We start from the raw sequence: 21,198 nt of genomic DNA, 5'->3' as shown, positions 1-21,198 counted from the left end.
GGATGGAGAGACGAATTCCCAGAAAGGGAGACATATACCGCCATTTCAAGGGAAAGAAATATAAGATTCTGGAGATGGCGGTCTGCACGGAAACCGGTGAGGATATGGTCATATTTGAGACCTGCGAGGGGGAGAAAAAAGTATACGCAAGTTTTCTTGAGACGTTTTTAAGTCCTCTGGATACGGGAAAATATCCGCATGCGGATCAGAAGTACCGCTTCGAGCTGTGCCGCGATCACAAAGAGGATGGCGGCCTGTTTAAGAAAGGCCACGGAAGTGTGACATCCCTTATTCTTGAATTCCTTGATCTGGACGACAACGAGGAACGGGTCCGTTTCCTTCAGAGGCACCGGGACGAGATCGACGCGCGCTTTCTTACCGCGGCCTCGGAAAGCCTGGAATTTACCGAAAATTCCGATACGGTGGAAGAACGGTACGCCGCGCTGATCCGTTTCCTGAAGACAAAGATGAGATATGAAAGCAGAAGGCTCCGCTGAAAAACAGCGGAGCCGTAATTTTTTGTACAGGCGACGATCATAAATCAGGGCTTGCCTGAGGCCTGTCCCTAGATTTTCTCGCCGCGGGCCCTCTTTTCGAGGAGAGTGTGGATCTTTTCCGTCGGACTCATGACAGCCCCGATGGTCATATCGTGATTCAGGGAGTCGATGATGAGAGCCAGGAACTTGCTCATGTCAGCCATGATGAAATACGGTCTTTCAACCAGTTCCGGCGGCAGGTAAGTCAGGTTCGTAGTGACGACTTTGTCGATATACCCCTTCTCGTAATACTCGTCAAACTGGTCAAGGCCGTCGGTGAACAGACCGAATGTTGTACAGACGAACACGCGGGACGCGCCCCGTCCCTTGATCTGTCTGGCGACGTCGAGCATACTTCCTCCGGAAGAGATCATATCGTCCACAACGATTACGTCCTTCCCTTTCACATCATCTCCGAGAAATTCGTGGGCGACAATCGGATTTTTGCCGTTTACAATCACGGAATAATCTCTTCTCTTATAGAACATGCCCATTTCCACGCCGAGAATGTTGGAGAAGTAGACGGCGCGGTGCATGGCGCCCTCATCCGGACTGATGATCATGAGATGGTCCTTGTCCGGCAGCAGATCAGGAACCGCGCGGAAAATCGCCTTCATAAACTGATACGGCGGGTTGAAGCTGTCGAAACCGCTTAAGGGGATGGCGTTCTGTACCCGCGGATCGTGGGCATCGAATGTGATGATGTTGGATACGCCCATGGCGGTCAGCTCTTCCAGTGCAAGGGCGCAGTCAAGAGATTCTCTTTTCGTGCGCTTGTGCTGGCGGCCTTCGTAGAGGAAAGGCATGATAACGTTGATTCTGTGGGCTTTTCCGGTGGCGGCTGAAATGATCCTTTTCAAATCCTGATAGTGATCGTCGGGCGACATGTGGTTCAGATGCCCGTTTACTGTATATGTAAGACTGTAATTGCAGACATCAGTCATGATAAAAAGGTCGGTTCCGCGGATCGTTTCGCGGAGAACGCCCTTGCCCTCTCCCGTACCGAAGCGCGGGCAGCAGCAGTCAACCAGGTAATTGTTTGATTTGTAGTTGACATACAATGGGGATTCGGACACCTCGTTAATCGTGTTGGCCCGGAAGGAAACGATATAGTCGTTGACTTTCTGGGCAAGCGGCCGGCAGCTTTCCAAAGCGGCGATCTTAAGAGGCGCCACAGGGAGCGTTTGTTCTAAGAGTTCAATATTTGACATGATATTCTCCTGTTGATAAATGATAATGCAATTTTACATTACCTTTATATCATTTTTCCGGTATAAATTCAAGAGCACGCCGCAATCAGTCTTTGCGCGGAGCGGGAATTATGTTATACTTGAACGCAGCAGAATGGATTTTTGTATACTGACGCTACTGAATTCAGATAAAAAAACAGAGGGGAAACAGCAGATTTTATGGCGGAAAAAAAGAGACATGTACATGTGGTCAGAAACGTATCCTGCGGCAGCATTGCAGATGAGCTCGGAATCGAGCCGGGCGACAGACTTCTCTCCATCGACGGGCACGAGATCGAAGATATCTTTGACTATCAGTTCTACGTGGAGGATGAGGAGATCCTGCTCCTGATCGAGAAACCGGACGGGGAGCAGTGGGAGCTTGAGATCGAGAAAGAGGCGGACGAGCAGCTTGGAATTGAATTCGAGAGCGGGCTTATGGACGAGTACCGGTCCTGCCGGAACAAGTGCATTTTCTGCTTTATCGACCAGATGCCGGAGGGCATGAGGGATACGCTTTATTTTAAGGATGATGATTCGCGGCTTTCCTTCCTTCAGGGAAACTATGTGACGCTGACCAACATGAGCGATCACGACATCGAGCGGATTATCCGCTACAGGCTGGAGCCGATCAATATCTCCTTTCAGACGACGAACCCCGAGCTTCGCTGCAGAATGCTCCACAACCGGTTCGCCGGGGATGCGCTTAAGAAGGTGGATCAGCTCTTCCAGGGCGGCATTGAGATGAACGGGCAGATCGTGCTCTGCAAAGGGATCAACGACGGGGAGGAGCTGGAGCGCTCGATCCGGGACCTGAGCCGGTATCTCCCTCTTCTGAAAAGTGTGTCTGTTGTCCCGGTGGGGCTGACAAAGTTCAGGGAAGGGCTTTTCCCCCTGGAGCCGTTTACAAAGGAGGACGCGGAAAATGTGCTCTCTGTGATTCACAGATGGCAGGAGAAACTGTATGAGCAGTACGGCGTCCACTTTATCCACGCGGGGGACGAGTGGTATCTTCTGGCGGAGCAGGAAGTGCCGGAGGAGGAGCGGTATGACGGATATCTTCAGCTGGAAAACGGCGTCGGGATGCTCCGGCTTCTGCTCAACGAATTTGAGGAAGGTTATCAGAAGCTTGAGGGATATGAATATGAAGCGAAGGAGGAGCTGACCATCGCCACAGGGAAGCTGGCCTACCCGTATCTGTGCAGGATGGCGCGGAAGATGGAAGAGAAGTTCCCGGGGCTTGATATCCGCGTGCGCATGATCCGGAACGACTTTTTCGGAGAGCGGATCACGGTGTCCGGCCTGATTACGGCGGGGGATCTGATCGTCCAGCTTAACGGGACCGGAGTCAGGGGGCGGCTTTTGATCCCCTGCAATATGCTGAAGGCGGACGAGGATGTATTTCTCGATGATTATACGGTGGATCAGGTATCCGAAGCTTTACAAGTTCCCGTCAATATTGTAAAATCAAGCGGGCAGGATCTCATTGACGCGATCCTGGGAGAGAAAGGAAGTAGAACATGAGCAAACCAGTAGTGGCCATTGTGGGACGTCCGAATGTGGGAAAATCCACACTGTTCAACGCGCTTGCAGGGGAGATGATCTCCATTGTCAAGGATACTCCGGGCGTGACAAGAGACAGAATCTATGCGGACGTGACATGGCTTGACAGAGAATTTACCATAATAGACACCGGCGGAATCGAGCCGGACAGCAAAGACGTGATCCTCTCTCAGATGAGGGAGCAGGCGCAGATCGCCATCGAGACCGCGGACGTGATCATCTTTATCACAGATGTGCGCCAGGGACTTGTGGATGCGGATTCCAAAGTGGCGGACATGTTAAGGCGCTCCGGAAAACCGGTTGTGCTTGTAGTCAACAAAGTCGACAATTTTGAAAAATACATGCCGGATGTGTACGAGTTTTACAATCTCGGAATCGGTGATCCGGTTCCGGTTTCCGCGGCTTCCCGACTTGGAATCGGAGACATGCTGGAGACCGTGGCGGCGTATTTCCCGGAAGGGGACGCTTCCGAGGAGGATGACGACCGGCCGAGGATTGCCATTGTCGGGAAACCGAACGTGGGAAAATCTTCGATCATCAACCGGCTTATGGGAGAGAACCGGGTGATCGTATCCGATGTGGCGGGAACGACGAGAGACGCCATCGACACGGAGATTGTCCACGACGGCAGGGAATATATATTCATTGACACCGCGGGCCTTCGCAGGAAGAGCAAGATCAAGGAAGAACTGGAACGGTACAGCATTATCCGCACCGTATCCGCCGTGGAGAGAGCGGATGTGGTTTTAATGGTGATCGACGCCACGGAAGGCGTGACCGAACAGGACGCGAAGATCGCGGGAATCGCCCATGAGAGGGGAAAAGGCATCATTATCGTTGTAAACAAGTGGGACGCCATTGAGAAAAACGACCGCACCATGCGGGAGTACGAAAGCCAGATCCGTCAGGTGCTCTCCTATATGCCGTACGCGGAGATTATGTACGTGTCTGCGGCGACGGGACAGCGTCTGAACCGTCTTTATGATATGATCGATATGGTGATTGCGAGCCAGACGCTCCGGGTTGCAACCGGAGTGCTCAACGAGATCATGACCGAGGCGGTCGCCATGCAGCAGCCGCCGTCTGATAAGGGCAAGCGCCTGAAGCTTTACTATATTACCCAGGTGTCTGTAAAGCCGCCCTCTTTCGTTATTTTTGTAAATGACAAGGAGCTGATGCACTTTTCCTACACGAGATATCTGGAGAATAAGATCCGGGAGGCTTTCGGATTTAAGGGGACTTCGCTGAAGTTTTTCATAAGGGAGAGAAAGGAAAAGGAGCAGTAAAGTTATGGAACGATTGATCTGTCTTGCAGTCGGCTATGTGTGCGGGCTGTTTCAGACCGGCTATCTGGTGGGCCGGATGAGCCATGTGGACATCCGGAAAAAAGGCAGCGGGAACGCGGGCACGACGAACGCGCTGCGTGTCCTCGGATGGAAGGCGGGACTTCTGACATTTGCGGGGGATGTGGTAAAATGTGTGGCGGCCTTCCTGATCGTATGTCTGCTCTACCGGGGCACCGACTGTCTGCCGCTTCTTGCCGTGTACGCGGGAGCGGGCGTCACGCTGGGACATAATTTTCCGTTTTATATGAACTTTAAAGGGGGGAAGGGAATCGCGGTTATGGCCGGGCTCGTTGTGGTAAACAGTTTCTGGAACGTGCCGTACAGCCTTTTTATGATTCCTGTCACGCTGGCGTTTTTCCTCGTTCCGGTCATTGTGACACGATACATATCAGTCGGCTCGCTGTGCGCTTACACCGCTTTCTTTGTGGAGATGGTGCTGATCGGGCAGACGGGCTGGCTTGACATGAGTGAATCCCGCTGTTATGAGTGCTATATCGTGCTTTTCCTGCTTACCGCGATGGCATGGTACAGGCACAGAGCAAACATCGGAAGACTTCTGGCGGGAACGGAGAATAAATTCGGTTCAAAGAAAAAGGAGTAGTTTGTTATGGCAAATGTAGGGTTACTTGGAGCCGGCAGCTGGGGTACGGCCCTGTCGGTCCTTCTTCACGACAACGGACACAATGTGACAATCTGGTCGATTGACGAGAGAGAAGTGAAAATGTTAAATGAAAAGCGGGAGCATGAGCTGAAACTTCCCGGCGTAAAGCTCGCGGACGACATGGTCATCACCGGGGATATGGAGTCTGCGATCCGGGGAAAGGATTTCCTCGTGCTTGCCGTGCCCTCCCCGTTTACAAGGGAGACAGCGCGAAAGATGAGACCGTTTGTGGCGGAAGGCCAGATCATCGTGGACGTGGCGAAGGGGATTGAGGAGTCTACCCTTATGACTTTATCAAGACAGATTGAGCAGGAGATCCCTCAGGCGGACGTGGCGGTTCTCTCAGGGCCGAGCCATGCCGAGGAGGTAGGGCGCAGACTGCCGACCACATGCGTCATCGGCGCGAAGAGCCGGAAGACGGCCGAGTATCTGCAGTCCATGTTCATAAGCCGGGTGTTCCGCGTGTACACAAGCCCGGATATTCTCGGGATTGAGCTGGGCGGCTCCTTAAAGAACGTGATCGCCCTCGCAGCAGGCATTGCGGACGGACTCGGATACGGCGACAACACGAAAGCGGCGCTTATCACCCGCGGCATCGCCGAGATCGCGCGGCTGGGCGTGAAGATGGGCGGAAAGATCCAGACGTTTACCGGACTGACCGGCATCGGAGATCTGATTGTAACCTGTGCCAGTGTTCACAGCCGGAACAGAAAAGCCGGATACCTGATCGGACAGGGAAAGACGATGCAGGAGGCCATGGACGAGGTGAAGATGGTTGTGGAAGGCGTGTACTCTGCAAAGGCAGCTGCACGGCTGGCGAGAGAGTACGAGGTGTCCATGCCGATCGTGGATGAGGTCAATGCGGTCCTGTTTGAAGGAAAGTCCCCGGCAGAGGCGGTGGATGACCTGATGCAGAGAGAGTCGAGAAGCGAGAACACTTCGCTTACGTGGGACGGAGAATAGGACAGCCGGAGAAAAAAGACAGCCGAAAAAGAAGACAGGTGAGAAATCCCGCGATTCGGGTCATACCCCCTTTTGATGCTGCATACACTGTATCAGCAGAACAAGGGGGTATTTTTATGGATTCATTTCAGGTATACAGAGATATGAAAGCGCGGACAAACGGTGAGATCTATATCGGCGTGGTTGGCCCGGTCCGGACGGGAAAATCTACCTTTATCAAGCGGTTTATGGATCTCCTTGTCCTTCCGAACATGGCAGATGAACACGCAAGAGACCGGAGCCGGGATGAACTTCCCCAGTCCGCCTCCGGCACGACGATCATGACGACAGAGCCGAAATTCGTGCCAAAGGAGGCCGCCTCGGTCACGCTCTCGCCCGATGTGGAAGTGAAGATACGTCTGATTGACTGTGTGGGGTACATGGTGGAGGGGGCTTCCGGACACACGGAGAACGGCAGCGAGCGGCAGGTGAAAACGCCCTGGTTTGAATACGAGATTCCGTTTACAAAGGCGGCGGCCATCGGAACGCAGAAAGTGATACGGGATCACGCGACCATCGGGTTTGTGGTGACGACAGACGGAAGTGTTACGGATCTGCTGAGGGAAAACTATGTCGCCGCGGAGGAGAAGACCGTAAAGGAGCTTCAGTCCATCGGCAAACCGTTCCTTATTCTCTTAAACTGCAGGAAGCCTTATTCGGAGGAGGCGGAGGCGCTGAAGGAGGAGCTGGAGCAGAAGTACGGCGCGCGTGTCATGCCCGTAAACTGCGAGCAGGTGCGCCCCGAGGAGATCCATGAGATTATGCGCCAGGTGCTCTACGAATTTCCTGTCACGGAAGTGGAGTTCTTTGTCCCCAAATGGGTGGAAATGCTCTCAAGAGACCACCGGATCAAGAAAGACCTGCTGGAAAATGTGCGCGCGGTGATGGAGGACATGGATGAAATACGGGGAATCGCGTCCCGGGAAATGGAGTCGGAGAGTCCGTACATAGAGAAGATCTCGGTCGATCAGATCGAGATGGATTCCGGCAGGGTGAAGATACGGATCGATTACGACCAGAAATACTACTACGAGGTGTTAAGTGAGCTTACAGGGACAAAGATCAGCGGGGAGTACGAACTCATCTCCACGGTCCGCGAGATGGCGTCCACGCAGGCAGAGATCAGCCGCATCCGTGACGCGTTTAACAGCGTGAAATTAAAAGGCTATGGCGTGGTCACCCCGTCGAAAGACGAGATCACACTGGAAGACCCGGTGATCATCAAACAGGGGAGCAAATTCGGGGTCAAGATCCGCTCCCATGCGCCGTCCATTCACATGATCCGGGCAAGCATTGAGACGGAGATCGCTCCCATCGTGGGCAGCGAGAAACAGGCCCGGGATCTGGCGGAGTACATCCGGAAAGAAGGGGAGACGCCGGAGGGCGTATGGGGAACCAATATTTTCGGCAAAACCGTTGAGGAGCTCGTCACAGACGGGATGAAGAACAAGATTTCCATGATCAATGACGAGAGCCAGGCGAAACTTCAGGATTCCATGCAGAAGATCGTAAACGACACAAACGGCGGGCTTGTGTGCATCATTATATGAGATGCGCGCCGCCATTCTGTGAGACGCGGGCAAAAATCCCTTGAATGAGAGCCCGCCTGATATTATAATACCAGTTAGAATACAAAGGAGGACTCGGATGAGCGCACAATTTGACAGACTGGAAAAATGCTATGAATATGTCAGAACAGTTACGGATTTTATTCCCCGGGCGGGACTGATCCTCGGTTCGGGGCTTGGCGGCTATGCCCGCAATATGAAGGTGGAGAAGGAGATCCCGTACGGAGATATTCCCGGATTTCCGGTATCTACCGTGGAAGGCCATGACGGAAAATTCCTTCTGGGATCTATAAATGATGTGCCCGCGGTTGTCATGAAAGGCAGGGTGCACTACTATGAAGGGTACACGATGGAGGAGGTGGTTCTCCCGGTCCGCCTGATGCGGCGGATGGGCGCGGAGATTCTTTTCCTCACCAACGCGTCCGGGGGAATCAACAGAGACTTTTCCGTGGGAGACTTTATGCTGATCACGGATCAGATCTCAAGCTTCGTGCCTTCCCCGCTGATCGGGGAGAATGTCTCGGAGCTGGGAGAGAGGTTCCCGGATATGACCCACATTTATGACGAGGAACTGATGGAGCAGATCCGCCGGACGGCTGCGGAAGAGAAGATCTCACTAAAGGAGGGCGTCTACCTGCAGACGACAGGCCCGAATTTTGAAAGTCCGGCGGAGATCCGGATGTATGCGGTGCTGGGAGCGGACGCTGTGGGCATGAGCACCGCGTGCGAGGCGATTGCGGCGCGCCATGCCGGCATGAGAGTGTGCGGGGTGTCCTGCATCTCCAACATGGCCAGCGGACTTTCCGGGGAGGAGTTAAGCCACCTGGACGTACAGGCTGTGGCAGACCTGCGCGCGAGGGAGTTTGAGCGGCTCGTGACGGAGAGTATCGGAAGAATGGCAAAGGGACAGGAAGACTGAAACACAGGCTGAGCGAGCGTTTGGAAAATACAGGCGAGGTGAATTTCAGATGAGAACAAGAATCTATAATGCAAAGATACTGACAATGGAAGAGGGCAGGGAGATCTTTGACGGGGAGATCCGGATCAGTGACGGCCGGATTCTCTCGGTCATTCCTGCCGGAGAGGGAAAAGGAGACGGAGAAGACTCTAAAGGGTGGGATCAGGAGATCGACGCGGGCGGAAATCTGATCATGCCGGGATTTAAAAACGCCCACACCCACTCCGCCATGACATTTCTGCGCTCCTATGCGGATGACATGAAGCTGCAGGAGTGGCTTTATGACCGGGTGTTCCCCGCGGAGGCCAAGCTGACCGGGGACGATGTGTACTGGCTGACAAAGCTTGCGGTGATGGAATACGTGACAAGCGGCATGACCTCGGCGTTTGACATGTACAAGTTAAGAGAATCCAGCGCTGACGCTGCCCGTGAGAGCGGATTCCGGATGGTGTTCTGCGGGGATATCAATGATTTTGGGGGAACGCCTGAGGATATAGAGCGGGACTATCTGGAATACAGCCGGGATCCGGAGAGCCTGCTTTCCTACCGGATGGGGTTCCACGCGGAGTACACGACGAGCCGGGAGCTGATGGAAGGAATCGCCGCAGTGGCGGAAAAATACAAATCCCCCGTTGCGGTTCACTGTTCGGAGACGAAGCGGGAAGTGGAGGAGTGCCGGGCGCGCACGGGGATGACGCCTGTGGCGTACATGGACTCTCTTGGGCTGTTCGCGCACGGCGGAACGCTGTTCCACGGCGTGCATATGGATGAGGCGGACTTTGACATTCTGAAAAAGAGAAACCTTACGGTTGTGACGAACCCGGCCTCCAACCTGAAACTGGCAAGCGGCATTGCGCCGGTGAAGCGGTATGTGGACGAGGGCATTTCCGTTGCCATCGGAACGGACGGGCCGGCAAGCAACAACTGTCTGGACATGTTCCGGGAGATGTTCCTTGTGACAGGACTGCAGAAAGTGTTCTGCGACGATCCGGAGGCGGTTCCGGCCATGGACGTGCTCAAGATGGCGACGGTGAACGGCGCGCGCGCCATGGGGCTTACGGACTGCGACGTGATTGCGCAGGGCAAGCGGGCGGATCTGATTATGATCGATCTGATGCAGCCCAATATGCAGCCTTTCCACAGTATTGAGAAAAATATCGTCTACAGCGGCAGCAAGCAGAATATAAAGATGACGATGGTAAACGGACGTGTTCTGTATCAGAACGGTGAGTTTATGATCGGAGAGGAACCGGCAGCAGTTTACGAAAACGCGAACCGGATCGCACAGCGCATCCTCGGGGAATAGGCCGGGAAGGATCCGGAAAAACGCGGAAATAATGGGGAGAACAGAAGATTCAGAAAGGGGTACATGTGATGAGAGCAGCAATATTTACAATCGATTCGGGTGCATATAAGGCAAAGGCAGAGAGTGCGGCGGCGTCCGCGCTTAAGAGAATGCTGGAACAGGTGGGACTTGAAGTGAAGGCCGCGGGCCTCCTTCCCCAGGAGAGGGAGGTCGTATCGTCCGTTATGCGGCAGCTTTCCGATTCCGGTTCCGTGGAGCTGATTCTGACAACCGGAGCCACCGGATATATGGAAGGCGACTGCGCTCCGGACGCACTCTCAGATGTGGCGGAGTGCATGCTTCCGGGCATACCGGAGGCGCTCAGGGCCTATAACCTGAGATATTCCAAAAAGGCGGTTCTGGACCGCATGGCGGCGGGAATCAGAAAGGGAACGCTGATCATCAACCTTCCGGAGAGCGCAAAGACGGCAAAGGAAGATATGGAATACATTCTTCCGGAAGTGGTACAGGTTGTGGAGAACATAAATTTATGATGAGAGTAACATATCTGGGACACAGCGGGTTCCTCGTGGAGTCGGACAGGGCGTATTTCCTGTTCGACTATTACAGAGGAGAACTGCCGGAGATGGACAGGGGAAAAAAGATGATCGTGTTTGTGAGCCATTCACATTACGATCACTTTAACCGGGATGTGTTCCGGCTGCAAAAGGAGTTTGACGAGATCCGCTATGTCCTTTCGGCAGACGAAAACACAAAACAAAGTGTCGCGGACGGGCAAAGCGGCGTAATCTTCATGGGCCCGAACGAGGAACAAACCGTTTCGGGCTGCACGGTGCGCACCCTCCGGTCCAACGACGAGGGTGTGGCATACCTTGTCCGCTGCGAGGGGAAAACAATCTATCATGCGGGCGATCTGAACTGGTGGCACTGGGAAGGGGAGCCGGAAGCGTTCAACAAGGCGATGCGCAGATCCTACCAGTCGGAGATCAACAAGCTGGAGCCGGAGAAGATCGACGTCGCGTTTGTCCCGGTGGACCCGCGGCTCGGCGAGCAGTACTGCTGGGGGATCGACTGTTTTATGAAGCGGACCCGGACGGACCGGGTATTTCCCATGCATTTCTGGGGGAATTATGACGTCTTTGAACGCCTGATGCTGGAGAAATGCACGGCGGATTACAGAGAGCGGATTGTGAAGATCGAGCGGGAAGGGCAGCAGTTTGATCTTTAAAGAGGAACAGGAAAACGGAGAGATACATTTATGCTGGTAAAAATCTATACAGACGGCGCGGCGAGAGGAAACCCGGACGGACCGGGAGGATACGGCACCGTGCTTGAATATGTGGACACAAAGGGAGAGCTTCACGTAAAGGAGATCTCCCAGGGATATATCAGGACGACGAACAACCGGATGGAGCTGATGGCGGTGATCGCCGGGCTTGAGGCGCTTAACCGCCCCTGCACGGTGGAAGTGTACTCGGATTCCCAGTACGTAGTAAACGCGTTCAACCAGCACTGGGTGGACGGATGGCTGAAAAAAGGGTGGAAGCGGGGAAAGAATGAACCGGTAAAAAACGTGGATCTCTGGAAACGGCTTCTGGCCGCAAAGGAGCCCCACAGTGTTACCTTCCACTGGGTGAAAGGCCACGACGGACATCCCCAGAACGAGCGGTGCGACGAGCTTGCCACTTCCGCGGCGGACGGAGAGAACCTGATCGCGGACGAGGGCGCGGTTCAGGGATAAGTCCGGGGACAAAAGGGCAGGCCGGTTCATCCGGATAAACTGGACTGGTCAAAAAGTATAATTCTGGCTATTTCAAACCAAACCATATCTGATATACTCTTTCTATGACTTACAGGTCAGCGGGAGACGATTCCCGAACCGGGATCTGCCGGGCGGATCCCAGACATTAGAGAAGATGACAGAAAGGGATATCAGAATGAAAAGAATTGTGACACTTCAGGACATTTCATGCGTCGGATGCTGCTCCATCACAGTCGCCCTGCCGATCATATCGGCAATGGGTGTGGAGTGCAGTATTCTTCCGACGGCCGTATTATCCAACCATACAATGTTTCAGGAATTTACGTGTGTGGATCTCTCGGATCAGATCGAACCGATCTCGGACGCGTGGGAGCGGCAGGGGATCGCATTTGACGGAATCTACACCGGATATCTCGCCTCCGGGGAGCAGTGCGAACAGGTGGCGCGCTTTTTCGACCGCTTTTCCGGAAACGGAGCTCAGGTGATCGTGGATCCCGCGATGGCGGACAACGGAAAACTCTACCCGGCATTCGGAGAGTCCTTCCCTGCGGCCATGGCGAAGGTGTGTGCGAAAGCGGACGTGATCCTTCCAAACATCACGGAGGCGGCCCTTCTGACAGGAATGCCTTACCGGGCGCCGGGGGAGAATGGATACGACAGAGCTTACATCCGGGAGCTGCTTGAGCGCCTTCTTGATCTCGGGTGCGGCACAGCGGTTCTCACCGGGGTAAGCTTTGAGCCGGGCAGACTGGGCGTGGCTTATCTCGACAGGAGCGGTAAGGAGTTTTCCTATTTCACGAAATGGTGCGAGCAGTCCTACCACGGCACGGGAGACATTTTCGCCTCCACAGTGACCGGAGGACTGATGAGAGGATTAGAGCTCGGAGACGCACTCTCCCTTGCCGCAGACTATGTGGTGGCGTGCATTGAACAGACCGCATCGTCAGAGAAAGGCAGATGGTACGGCGCGGAATTTGAGCCGGTGATCCCGGATCTGTGCGGGATGCTGAAGGACAGGATCGAAAAATGCTGAAAAACGGGTCGGAAAAGCAGACTCAAAAAAACGGTGGAAATTTAAAAACAGGTATAGTATAATTAAATACTGTGTCAAGTAAGACAGACAATCGCGGCTGCATGTGCCGAAAGGCCGCAGACGAGGAAAGTCCGGGCTTCACAGGGCAGGATGCCGGATAACGTCCGGTGGAGGTGACTCCAAGGCCAGTGCAACAGAAATAAACCGCCTGTTCCGGTATATGCCGGAGCCGGTAAGGGTGGAAAGGCAGTGTAAGAGACTACCGCCTCTCTGGTAACAGCGGGGGCACATGTAAACCCCATCCGAAGCAAGACCGGAAAGAAGCAGTGTGGCGGCCCGTCACGCTTCAGGTTGGTCGCTCGAGCACGGCGGCGACGCCGTGCCTAGACAGATGATTGTCCACGACATAACCCGGCTTATCGTCTTGCTTGACACTTTTTTTTATTTTTACGGAACGCAGGACAGAAAAACGAAATCTGCGCGTCCGGTTTTAAGAAATATGAGGCAGGTTAAACAGGAGGATACAGTCATGGGCATGAAGATAAACGCACAGCTTCCTCTTCCGGCAGATCTGAAGGCGGAGTATCCGCTCTCCGACAAGATCCGGGAGATCAAAGAAAAACGGGACCGCGAGATCCGGGATATATTTACGGGAAAATCAGATAAGTTCATTGTGATCACAGGGCCCTGTTCCGCTGACAATGAGGATTCTGTGTGTGAGTATGTCAACCGTCTCGCCGCATTGAACGAGAAGGTGAAAGACCGGCTTATGATCATACCCAGGATTTACACAAATAAACCGAGGACAACAGGGGAAGGATACAAGGGAATGCTCCATCAGCCGGAGCCGGATCAGGAACCGGATCTTCTGGCCGGAATCATCGCCATCCGGAAAATGCACACCCGCGCGATCAGTGAGAGCGGGCTCACGGCGGCGGATGAGATGCTCTACCCGGAGAACCGAAGCTATCTGGACGATATTCTCTCCTATGAGGCGGTGGGCGCCCGGTCGGTGGAGAACCAGCAGCACCGGCTGACCGCAAGCAGCATGGACATTCCGGTGGGAATGAAAAATCCCACAAGCGGCGACTTTTCCGTCATGCTGAACTCTGTCATGGCGGCCCAGAACTCCCACCGGTTCATCTACCGGGGAATGGATGTGACGACAGACGGAAACGATCTGGCCCATGTGATTCTCCGCGGAGGAGTGGACAAGTACGGAACATGCATTCCGAACTATCATTACGAGGATCTGATGCGGCTTCTGTCCATGTACGGAGAGTGGAACTTAAAGAACCCGGCCGCCATCATCGACGCCAACCACTCCAATTCGGACAAGCAGTACAAAGAGCAGATCCGGATTGTCAGTGAGGTGCTTCACAGCAGGAGATATAACCCGGACTTAAAGCAGCTTATCAAGGGCGTGATGATCGAGAGTTATCTCGAGGAAGGATGCCAGAAGATCGATGAAAACCGTGTGTACGGAAAATCCATCACCGATCCGTGTCTCGGATGGGAGGATACAGAGAGGCTGATTCTGAAGATTGCGGAAGAGTGTTAGGATGAAAAAAGAAGCTGAAATTTCACCTCGTGTCAGGCAGAATTTCAGCTTCTTTTTGTATGGGCGACGATCATAAGCCCGGGGATCTATCTTCTCCTGCGGTATTTCTCTTCGCAGTATTTGCATCTGTAGATCTGATTCTCCTCATCTGTGAGCACGAATACGTGGTCAAGACCCTGCTCGATGGAGGTGATGCACCGCGGATTCTTGCAGCGGATCACGTTTTTGATCTCTTTGGGGAGCTTTAACTCTTTTTTCTCCACAATCTGCTCATTCTCGATGATGTTGACGGTAATATTGTGATCGATGAATCCGAGAATATCCAGATCCATGAAGTCGATCGGACACTCGATCTTGATGATATCCTTTTTGCCCATCTTGTTGCTCCGGGCGTTCTTGATGATCGCCACGCAGCAGTCCAGCTTGTCGAGATGGAGGTATTTGTAAATATCCATACTTCTTCCGGCCTCGATGTGATCCAGTACGAAACCTTCTGAGATACTCCCTACATTCAGTGTATTTTTAAACATGAGTTCTTTCCTTTCTGAATTTTCAAATCTTCATTCCTCTTGTGGTCAAGTTCCGTGCAGCCAGCCTGATACCGTTCAGCCCGGCGCGGCTGTCATGAGATACAGCCATCAGTCCACATGGATGTCAAGCAGCGTAAGGATCAGCGCCATTCTCACGTACACGCCGTACTGTACCTGACGGAAATAAGCGGCTCTCGGGTCATCATCCACCTCCACGGCGATCTCGTTGACTCTCGGAAGGGGATGGAGCACGTACATATCCTCCGGCGCGAGCTTCATCTTTGCCCGGTCGAGGATGTAGAAGTCTTTCATGCGGACATAGTCTTCCTCGTTGAAGAAGCGCTCTTTCTGAACTCTTGTCATGTAGAGAATGTCAAGATCCGGCATGGCGTCTTCAAGACGGACAACCTCCTCGTAGGGGATGTTGTTCCGGTCAAGCACATCGTGGCGGATGTACTCGGGGAGACGCAGCTCTTCCGGAGAGATCAGAATAAAGCGGATGCCGTCATACCTTACAAGCGCGTTGATCAGTGAGTGGACCGTGCGTCCGAATTTCAGGTCGCCGCACAGACCGATGGTCATATTTCCGAGACGGCCTTTTAAATTGCGGATTGTGAGCAGGTCGGTCAGCGTCTGTGTCGGGTGCTGATGTCCGCCGTCGCCCGCGTTGATCACCGGAATGGAAGAGTGCTGGCATGCAACCATGGGTGCTCCTTCCTTCGGGTGTCTCATTGCGCAGATATCCGCGTAGCAGGAGATGGTGCGGATCGTGTCGGATACGCTCTCTCCCTTTGCCGCGGAGCTGGAGTCTGCGGAGGAGAATCCCATAATACTTCCGCCCAGGTTTAACATGGCCGCCTCGTGGCTTAAACGGGTACGGGTGCTCGGCTCATAGAAAAGTGTCGCAAGTTTTTTGCCCTCGCATGCGTGGGCATATTTCTCCGGATGCGCCTCAATATCCTGGGCCAGATCCAGAAGTGTGTCAAGTTCTTCCACTGAAAAGTCCAGCGGGCTCATCAAATGTCTCATAAATATCCTCCTTGTTATGTGCAGGGGAAGTCCCTGTGTTTATCTGAACTGAAGAAGTTCTTCCGTGCCTTTGCGTTTCGGAGCGTCCGGAGCGATATCCGGATATCCCAGAGCGACCAGCGCGGCCAGCTCCTGCTCCTGCGGAATGTCCAGAAGTCCGGAGATTCCGTCCTCGTCAAAAACGCCCATGATCACGGTGCCAAGTCCGTGCTCCCAGGCTGCCAGGCAGAACGTCTGGCACGCGGCTCCCACGTCGAACATCTGCCAACGGTCGCCTTTTTTCGTAGTGAAAGAGCCGTCCCGCTCATAGCCGCATCTTCCCCTTACAAAGGTGACGGCGATGAGCACGGGCGCCTGGCGGATGATATTCGCGTTGTAATCCGGGACATACCTGTCCGCAATCGTGCCGAGAAGAGATTTGTCTTCAATTGCAAGATAACGGGTGATCTGGGTATTTTTCCAGGAAGGGGAATAAGATGCCAGAGAAACGACAGATTCAATCATAGAATGGTCAATGGGATCCGCTTTGTATCTGCGGATGCTTCTTCGGGTTTTTAAGCATTCAGTAACGTTCATTTGTGTACCTCCCTGATTCTCCACTTAATAATATAATAAATCACTCTGATTTTCAACAGAAAGTAGATTTTCTCAAAAAAATGTAATATACTGGGGAACAGGTGTGAAAAGCAGCATGCCGGCCAACAGCGAAAAGGAGAGAGAAAAATGGCGGAACTGGCACAATTAAGAGAAGAACTTGACAGAATCGACGACCAGATCGCGAAGCTTTATGAGGAGCGGATGCGTGTCTGCGGCGAAGTAGGAGAATATAAAGTAAAGAACGGAAGGAAGGTTTTCGACCGGCAGAGGGAAAACGACAAGCTGGCCGATGTGGCATCAAAAGTAAGCGGCGACTTCAACAAAAAGGGGATACAGGAGCTCTACCAGCAGCTCATGTCCATGAGCCGGAAGCTTCAGTATCAGCAGCTTGTAGAGGCGGGAGCGCTTGGAAGGCTGCCCTTTATCCGGATCAGCGATCTGGACAGACAGAACGCGAGAGTGGTCTTTCAGGGGACGGAAGGCGCCTACAGCCAGGCGGCCATGAAGCAGTTCTTCGGGGAGAATGTCAACGGATTTCACGTAAGAACATTCCGGGAGGCGATGGAGGCCATCGAGGAGGGCGCGGCGGATTACGCGGTGCTTCCCATTGAAAATTCCACGGCAGGCCCGGTGATTGAGATGTACGACCTGCTGGATGAGTTTGAAAACTATATCGTGGCGGAGACGATTCTTCCGATTGTACACACGCTTTCCGGCCTTCCGGGAACAGAGCTTTCCGATATCAAACGGGTGTACTCGAAGACGGAGGCTCTGATGCAGACGGCAGATTTTCTGGACAGCCACAGCGACTGGCAGAGGATCAGTGTGGTGAACACGGCGATTGCGGCGAAGAAAGTGCTGGATGACAACGACCGGACACAGGCGGCGGTGTGCAGCGCCTATGCGGCCAAGGTGCACGGCCTGTCTGTTCTCGTAGATGAGATCAACGATGCGGAGGACAACTCCACCCGGTTTATCGTGGTGACGAACCAGAAGGTGTTCCTTGAGAACGCCTCAAAGATCAGCATCCGGTTTGAACTGCCCCACAGGAGCGGTTCCCTTTACAGCGTTCTTTCCCATTTTATATACAATGACCTGAACATGACAAAGATCGAGTCCAGGCCGGTGAAGGGAAGACCGTGGGAATACTGCTTTTTCGTGGATTTTGAGGGAAACCTGGAGGAGCCTGCGGTGAAGAATGCTATCCGGGGGTTAAGAGAAGAGACGCAGAACATGAAGATTCTTGGAAATTATTAGGAGGGAAGACCAGATGCGTACCAATGAACTGATGCTGTACAAAGGCATGGAATGCGGCGATATTTTAAAGGATATGACATTTCTCATGGAGAATCATGGAAATGAATACTATAACAGGGAAGACTTAAGGAGCCTGCTCTTTGAGTGCGTGAACCGTCTGCTGGAGCTCTCGGTAAGCCATGGATTTGAGGGAAATCTGTGGCACACATACCTGACATTTCTGCTCACCGGGCATGAGAACGCCTACAGCACGTCCTGCGAGATCGTCGGAGAGGTGGACGGAAGCATCAACGATATCGCCCTCCACGACTTTGCCATATTCAAAGAGCTGTTCGACTATGACTTCTCAGAGCTTGAGAAAGACTTAAACGCAGACTGCATTCAGATCCTTATGGACTACCGGAACGTGACCGGATCGGGCAAAGTCTTCAACCGGCGGGTGAAAGACCGGATCTGCGGACTGGCAGTGAGTCTGGGAAGCGCGGAAGATGCGGCGGACTTCAAACAGAAGGTGACGCAGTTTTACAAAGAGTTCGGCGTCGGAAAACTGGGGCTTCACAAGGCGTTCCGCATCGAGCACCCGGAGGGGAAAGAGATGGAGATCGTTCCCATCACGAACATCGCGCATGTTCATCTCGACGACCTTGTGGGGTATGAGATTGCCAAGAAAAAGCTGATCGACAACACCGAGGCATTTGTAAAAGGAAGAAGAGCGAACAACTGCCTGCTCTTCGGAGACGCGGGCACGGGAAAATCATCCTCCATCAAGGCCATCCTGAACCAGTATTACGACCAGGGACTGCGCATGATCGAGGTGTACAAGCATCAGTTTAAGGACTTAAACGATGTGATCGCCCAGGTCAAGAACCGGAACTATAAATTCATTATCTATATGGATGATCTGTCGTTCGAGGAGTTTGAGATCGAGTACAAGTATCTGAAAGCAGTGATCGAGGGAGGGCTCGAGAGAAAGCCCGAGAATGTGCTGATCTACGCCACATCGAACCGCCGTCACCTGATCCGTGAGACATTCAGGGATAAGGCGGACCGGGACGAGGAGCTTCACACAAACGATACCGTGCAGGAGAAGCTCTCCCTTGTGGCCCGCTTCGGCGTGACGATCTACTTCGGCTCCCCGGACAAGAAGGAGTTCCAGCAGATCGTCCGTGTCCTCGCAGATCGCGGCGGCATCGATATGCCCGAGGAGGAACTGCTTCTGGAGGCCAACAAATGGGAACTCTCCCACGGAGGCCTCTCAGGCAGAACAGCCCAGCAGTTCATCGATTATCTTATGGGGCAGGAACCTCGGCAATCCCGCTGATGTCGCTGTCTATAAGAAGAGAATAGTTGGTGTAGTACACGACAAACCCGGGTTTTGCGCCGGCAGGTTTCTTGACGTGTTTCTTCTCCACATAGTCGATCTCGACTTTGTCGCTTCCCCGCATGCTGGAATAGTATGCGGCCAGGCGTCCGGCCTCCTCGAAGGTGGAATCCGGCAGTTCATCGCCGTTTGATTTCACGATGACGTGGGAGCCGGGCGCCTGTTTTGCGTGGAACCACCAGTCGTTTCCCACGGCAAAGCGGAAGGTCAGCTCGTCGTTCTGCAGGTTGTTCTTCCCAACGTACATATGGTAGCCGTCGCTGGAAATATAGTGAAGCGGCGTGTTTTTCAGTTTCACCTTTTTCTTCGTATATTTCCGCCGGATATAGCCGGTGTTCGCAAGTTCTTCTTTCACGCCTGCCAGGTCGTCCTCGTCAAGGGCAATGTCGAGAGCAGTCTGGATGGACTCCAGGTAGGTGATCTCATCTTTCGTCTCCCGGATCAGTTCGGAGAGGGCCTCAAAGGTGCGCTTCTGCTTGTTGTATCTGGCAAAATATTTCTGCGCGTTCTCCTGGGGCGTCTTCGCGGGATCGAGGGGAATGGTGACGGTCTCGTTCGTATAGTAATTGAGCGCCTCCATGTTCTTCGCCCCTTCCGGCACGCTGTAGCCGTAGGCGTTGATCAGCTCCCCGTATACTTTGTATTTCTCCCGGTTTTCCGTGTCTTTTAGCTGCCTGATCTGAAGGTCGTACTTTTTCCGGTTCCGTTCAAGGGCGGTCTGCACCACGTGGCGCAGATCGGCAGACTTCTGGCGGATCCGTGTGATCCTGCTTTTGGCGGCGTAGAAGTCTGAGAGCACCCGGGACATGGAATCATACTCCTGCCGCGTGTAGTTTGAAAAATGGCTTAAGGGCAGGGCGGAAAACTCTTTCGGCTCCTGTCCGTCATAGTAGATGGCAGGGGAGAAGGCTCCTTCCTTCACCGCGGAGAAATAGATCGTAAACTGGTTGTACAGGTGCAAAAGCACGTCCTCGGAAAACTCCTTCGGCGGGACGGAGGAATCAAGCCCCGCGAGAAAACAGATCTCCTCCGCGGTGACCGGGCTGATTCCGGTAAAGCTTGTGTATACCGCCTTTGACGCTGCCATCGGTTTCTCCCGCAGAAGATCGGCGAACCGGGAAAACGAAACGTCGAGGGGATTTTCCTTGTGCATCGTATCCGGGATGAAATACTCCCGTCCGGGAAGCACCTCGCGCACGGAGCTCATCTGGGCGGAGACGTGCTTGATGCTGTCGATGATCATGCCGTCCTCCGTGCAGAAGATAATGTTGCTGTGCTTTCCCATGATCTCCACGATGAGCTGCTTGCGGCACAGATCTCCCATCTCGTCCAGATGTTCTACTGTAAAGCGGATGATCCGCTCAAGTCCCGGCTGGCTGATGTCCGTGATCCTTCCGCCGCCGATGTGCTTGCGCAGAAGCATGCAGAAGTTCGGCGCCGTGATGGGGCCGGGCTTGTTGGAATCCGTCAGGTAGATCAGCGGAAGGGAAGCGTCCGCGCTGATTAAAAGACGCATCTGTCCCTTCGTGCTTTTGACTGTAAGAAGCAGTTCGTCGTTTTCGGGCTGGGCGATCTTCGCGATGCGCCCGTTTAAAAGTTTATCTTTCAGTTCGTGGACCAGACCGGCCACGACAATTCCGTCAAATGCCATGTTGAATCTCTCCTTTGCATACAGAAATAAAGCCTGCGGATATCAGTATAACACAACTCCCGGGAGGGAAAAAGACCTGTTGACCATTTGGCGGACAGAGGGTATAATCCCATCTTTGACAGTTGAAAAGAAAAACGAGTGCCACAATCCTTGAAGATACAGGGATTGTGGCACTTTGTGCACCATACTTGAAATATAGTAATGTTTTATCTTCGCTTACTTTTTTTC

The 21,198-nt window shown here is 53.4% G+C and carries 21 protein-coding genes and 1 other RNA gene; 16 read left to right on the top strand and 6 right to left on the bottom strand.

What is annotated here, in order from left to right:
• Positions 1-2: 2 nt before the first annotated feature.
• A complete protein-coding gene (locus tag LKD70_RS09885; protein ID WP_227707868.1) occupies positions 3-497 on the top strand; it encodes a DUF1653 domain-containing protein in 495 nt (164 codons plus the stop codon).
• A 68-nt stretch (positions 498-565) separates the two neighbouring features.
• Here LKD70_RS09885 and LKD70_RS09880 read toward each other — a convergent pair whose 3' ends face one another.
• Positions 566-1,747: a ribose-phosphate pyrophosphokinase gene (locus tag LKD70_RS09880; RefSeq protein WP_227707867.1), complete on the bottom strand. Its 1,182-nt coding sequence runs from the start codon at positions 1,745-1,747 to the stop codon at positions 566-568.
• Between the two features lie 198 nt (positions 1,748-1,945).
• Here LKD70_RS09880 and LKD70_RS09875 point away from each other — a divergent pair, with 198 nt between their 5' ends.
• The 13 genes from LKD70_RS09875 to LKD70_RS09815 all read left to right on the top strand — a co-directional run bounded on the left by LKD70_RS09875 (position 1,946) and on the right by LKD70_RS09815 (position 14,525).
• Positions 1,946-3,289 carry a DUF512 domain-containing protein gene (locus LKD70_RS09875; protein WP_227707866.1) on the top strand — a complete coding sequence of 448 codons (1,344 nt, stop codon included), beginning with the start codon at positions 1,946-1,948 and terminating at the stop codon, positions 3,287-3,289.
• A complete protein-coding gene (der, locus tag LKD70_RS09870) occupies positions 3,286-4,614 on the top strand; it encodes a ribosome biogenesis GTPase Der (protein WP_227707865.1) in 1,329 nt (442 codons plus the stop codon). Before LKD70_RS09875 ends, der begins: the two co-directional genes overlap by 4 nt.
• 4 nt (positions 4,615-4,618) lie before the next feature.
• Positions 4,619-5,275 carry a glycerol-3-phosphate 1-O-acyltransferase PlsY gene (plsY, locus tag LKD70_RS09865; RefSeq protein ID WP_227707864.1) on the top strand — a complete coding sequence of 219 codons (657 nt, stop codon included), beginning with the start codon at positions 4,619-4,621 and terminating at the stop codon, positions 5,273-5,275.
• A gap of 6 nt (positions 5,276-5,281) precedes the next feature.
• The gene (locus tag LKD70_RS09860; RefSeq protein ID WP_227707863.1) at positions 5,282-6,298 is read left to right on the top strand and encodes an NAD(P)H-dependent glycerol-3-phosphate dehydrogenase; all 1,017 of its coding nucleotides are present in this window, start codon (positions 5,282-5,284) and stop codon (positions 6,296-6,298) included.
• 116 nt (positions 6,299-6,414) lie between these two features.
• Positions 6,415-7,887, top strand: a complete 1,473-nt coding sequence (gene spoIVA / locus LKD70_RS09855) for a stage IV sporulation protein A (RefSeq protein WP_227707862.1) — start codon at positions 6,415-6,417, stop codon at positions 7,885-7,887.
• Positions 7,888-7,984: 97 nt separating this feature from the next.
• Positions 7,985-8,824, top strand: a complete 840-nt coding sequence (locus LKD70_RS09850) for a purine-nucleoside phosphorylase (protein WP_227707861.1) — start codon at positions 7,985-7,987, stop codon at positions 8,822-8,824.
• Positions 8,825-8,873: 49 nt separating this feature from the next.
• Positions 8,874-10,169: an amidohydrolase gene (locus LKD70_RS09845; RefSeq protein ID WP_227707860.1), complete on the top strand. Its 1,296-nt coding sequence runs from the start codon at positions 8,874-8,876 to the stop codon at positions 10,167-10,169.
• 68 nt (positions 10,170-10,237) lie between these two features.
• Positions 10,238-10,702 carry a MogA/MoaB family molybdenum cofactor biosynthesis protein gene (locus tag LKD70_RS09840; RefSeq protein WP_227707859.1) on the top strand — a complete coding sequence of 155 codons (465 nt, stop codon included), beginning with the start codon at positions 10,238-10,240 and terminating at the stop codon, positions 10,700-10,702.
• Complete coding sequence (locus LKD70_RS09835; protein WP_227707858.1) at positions 10,699-11,397, top strand: MBL fold metallo-hydrolase; 699 nt, start codon at positions 10,699-10,701, stop codon at positions 11,395-11,397. The genes LKD70_RS09840 and LKD70_RS09835 overlap by 4 nt, the downstream gene beginning before the upstream one ends.
• Before the next feature lie 30 nt (positions 11,398-11,427).
• Complete coding sequence (rnhA, locus tag LKD70_RS09830) at positions 11,428-11,910, top strand: ribonuclease HI (RefSeq protein ID WP_227707857.1); 483 nt, start codon at positions 11,428-11,430, stop codon at positions 11,908-11,910.
• A 196-nt stretch (positions 11,911-12,106) separates the two neighbouring features.
• Positions 12,107-12,964: a pyridoxamine kinase gene (locus LKD70_RS09825; protein WP_227707856.1), complete on the top strand. Its 858-nt coding sequence runs from the start codon at positions 12,107-12,109 to the stop codon at positions 12,962-12,964.
• A 75-nt stretch (positions 12,965-13,039) separates the two neighbouring features.
• An RNA gene (gene rnpB, locus LKD70_RS09820) (RNase P RNA component class A) lies at positions 13,040-13,399 on the top strand.
• A 94-nt stretch (positions 13,400-13,493) separates the two neighbouring features.
• Positions 13,494-14,525 (top strand): 3-deoxy-7-phosphoheptulonate synthase, encoded by a 1,032-nt coding sequence (locus tag LKD70_RS09815; RefSeq protein ID WP_227707855.1) that lies wholly within the window; start codon positions 13,494-13,496, stop codon positions 14,523-14,525.
• Between the two features lie 86 nt (positions 14,526-14,611).
• On the opposite strand, the gene LKD70_RS09810 is transcribed toward LKD70_RS09815, so the two are convergent.
• The 3 genes from LKD70_RS09810 to LKD70_RS09800 all read right to left on the bottom strand — a co-directional run bounded on the left by LKD70_RS09810 (position 14,612) and on the right by LKD70_RS09800 (position 16,660).
• Positions 14,612-15,055 carry an aspartate carbamoyltransferase regulatory subunit gene (locus tag LKD70_RS09810; RefSeq protein WP_227707854.1) on the bottom strand — a complete coding sequence of 148 codons (444 nt, stop codon included), beginning with the start codon at positions 15,053-15,055 and terminating at the stop codon, positions 14,612-14,614.
• Between the two features lie 108 nt (positions 15,056-15,163).
• The gene (gene pyrB, locus LKD70_RS09805; RefSeq protein ID WP_227707853.1) at positions 15,164-16,084 is read right to left on the bottom strand and encodes an aspartate carbamoyltransferase; all 921 of its coding nucleotides are present in this window, start codon (positions 16,082-16,084) and stop codon (positions 15,164-15,166) included.
• Positions 16,085-16,123: 39 nt separating this feature from the next.
• On the bottom strand, positions 16,124-16,660 hold the full coding sequence (locus LKD70_RS09800; protein WP_227707852.1) for a nitroreductase family protein: 537 nt from the start codon (positions 16,658-16,660) through the stop codon (positions 16,124-16,126).
• Between the two features lie 147 nt (positions 16,661-16,807).
• Between LKD70_RS09800 and pheA the strand changes: the two genes are divergently transcribed.
• Together pheA and LKD70_RS09790 are read left to right on the top strand one after the other, a co-directional pair.
• Complete coding sequence (gene pheA / locus LKD70_RS09795; RefSeq protein WP_227707851.1) at positions 16,808-17,938, top strand: prephenate dehydratase; 1,131 nt, start codon at positions 16,808-16,810, stop codon at positions 17,936-17,938.
• A gap of 13 nt (positions 17,939-17,951) precedes the next feature.
• Positions 17,952-19,259, top strand: a complete 1,308-nt coding sequence (locus tag LKD70_RS09790; RefSeq protein WP_227707850.1) for an ATP-binding protein — start codon at positions 17,952-17,954, stop codon at positions 19,257-19,259.
• Here the strand turns inward: LKD70_RS09790 and LKD70_RS09785 are convergent.
• Positions 19,228-20,970, bottom strand: a complete 1,743-nt coding sequence (locus tag LKD70_RS09785) for an Rqc2 family fibronectin-binding protein (RefSeq protein ID WP_227707849.1) — start codon at positions 20,968-20,970, stop codon at positions 19,228-19,230. The genes LKD70_RS09790 and LKD70_RS09785 overlap by 32 nt on opposite strands.
• Positions 20,960-21,198: hypothetical protein (locus LKD70_RS09780; protein WP_227707848.1), on the bottom strand; the 239-nt coding region annotated here is incomplete at its 5' end. The genes LKD70_RS09785 and LKD70_RS09780, both read right to left, overlap by 11 nt.

The organism is Ruminococcus turbiniformis (genome assembly GCF_020687545.1).
GTDB lineage: Bacteria > Bacillota > Clostridia > Lachnospirales > Lachnospiraceae > Mediterraneibacter > Mediterraneibacter turbiniformis.
This window is presented reverse-complemented; position numbering and strand designations above follow the sequence as displayed.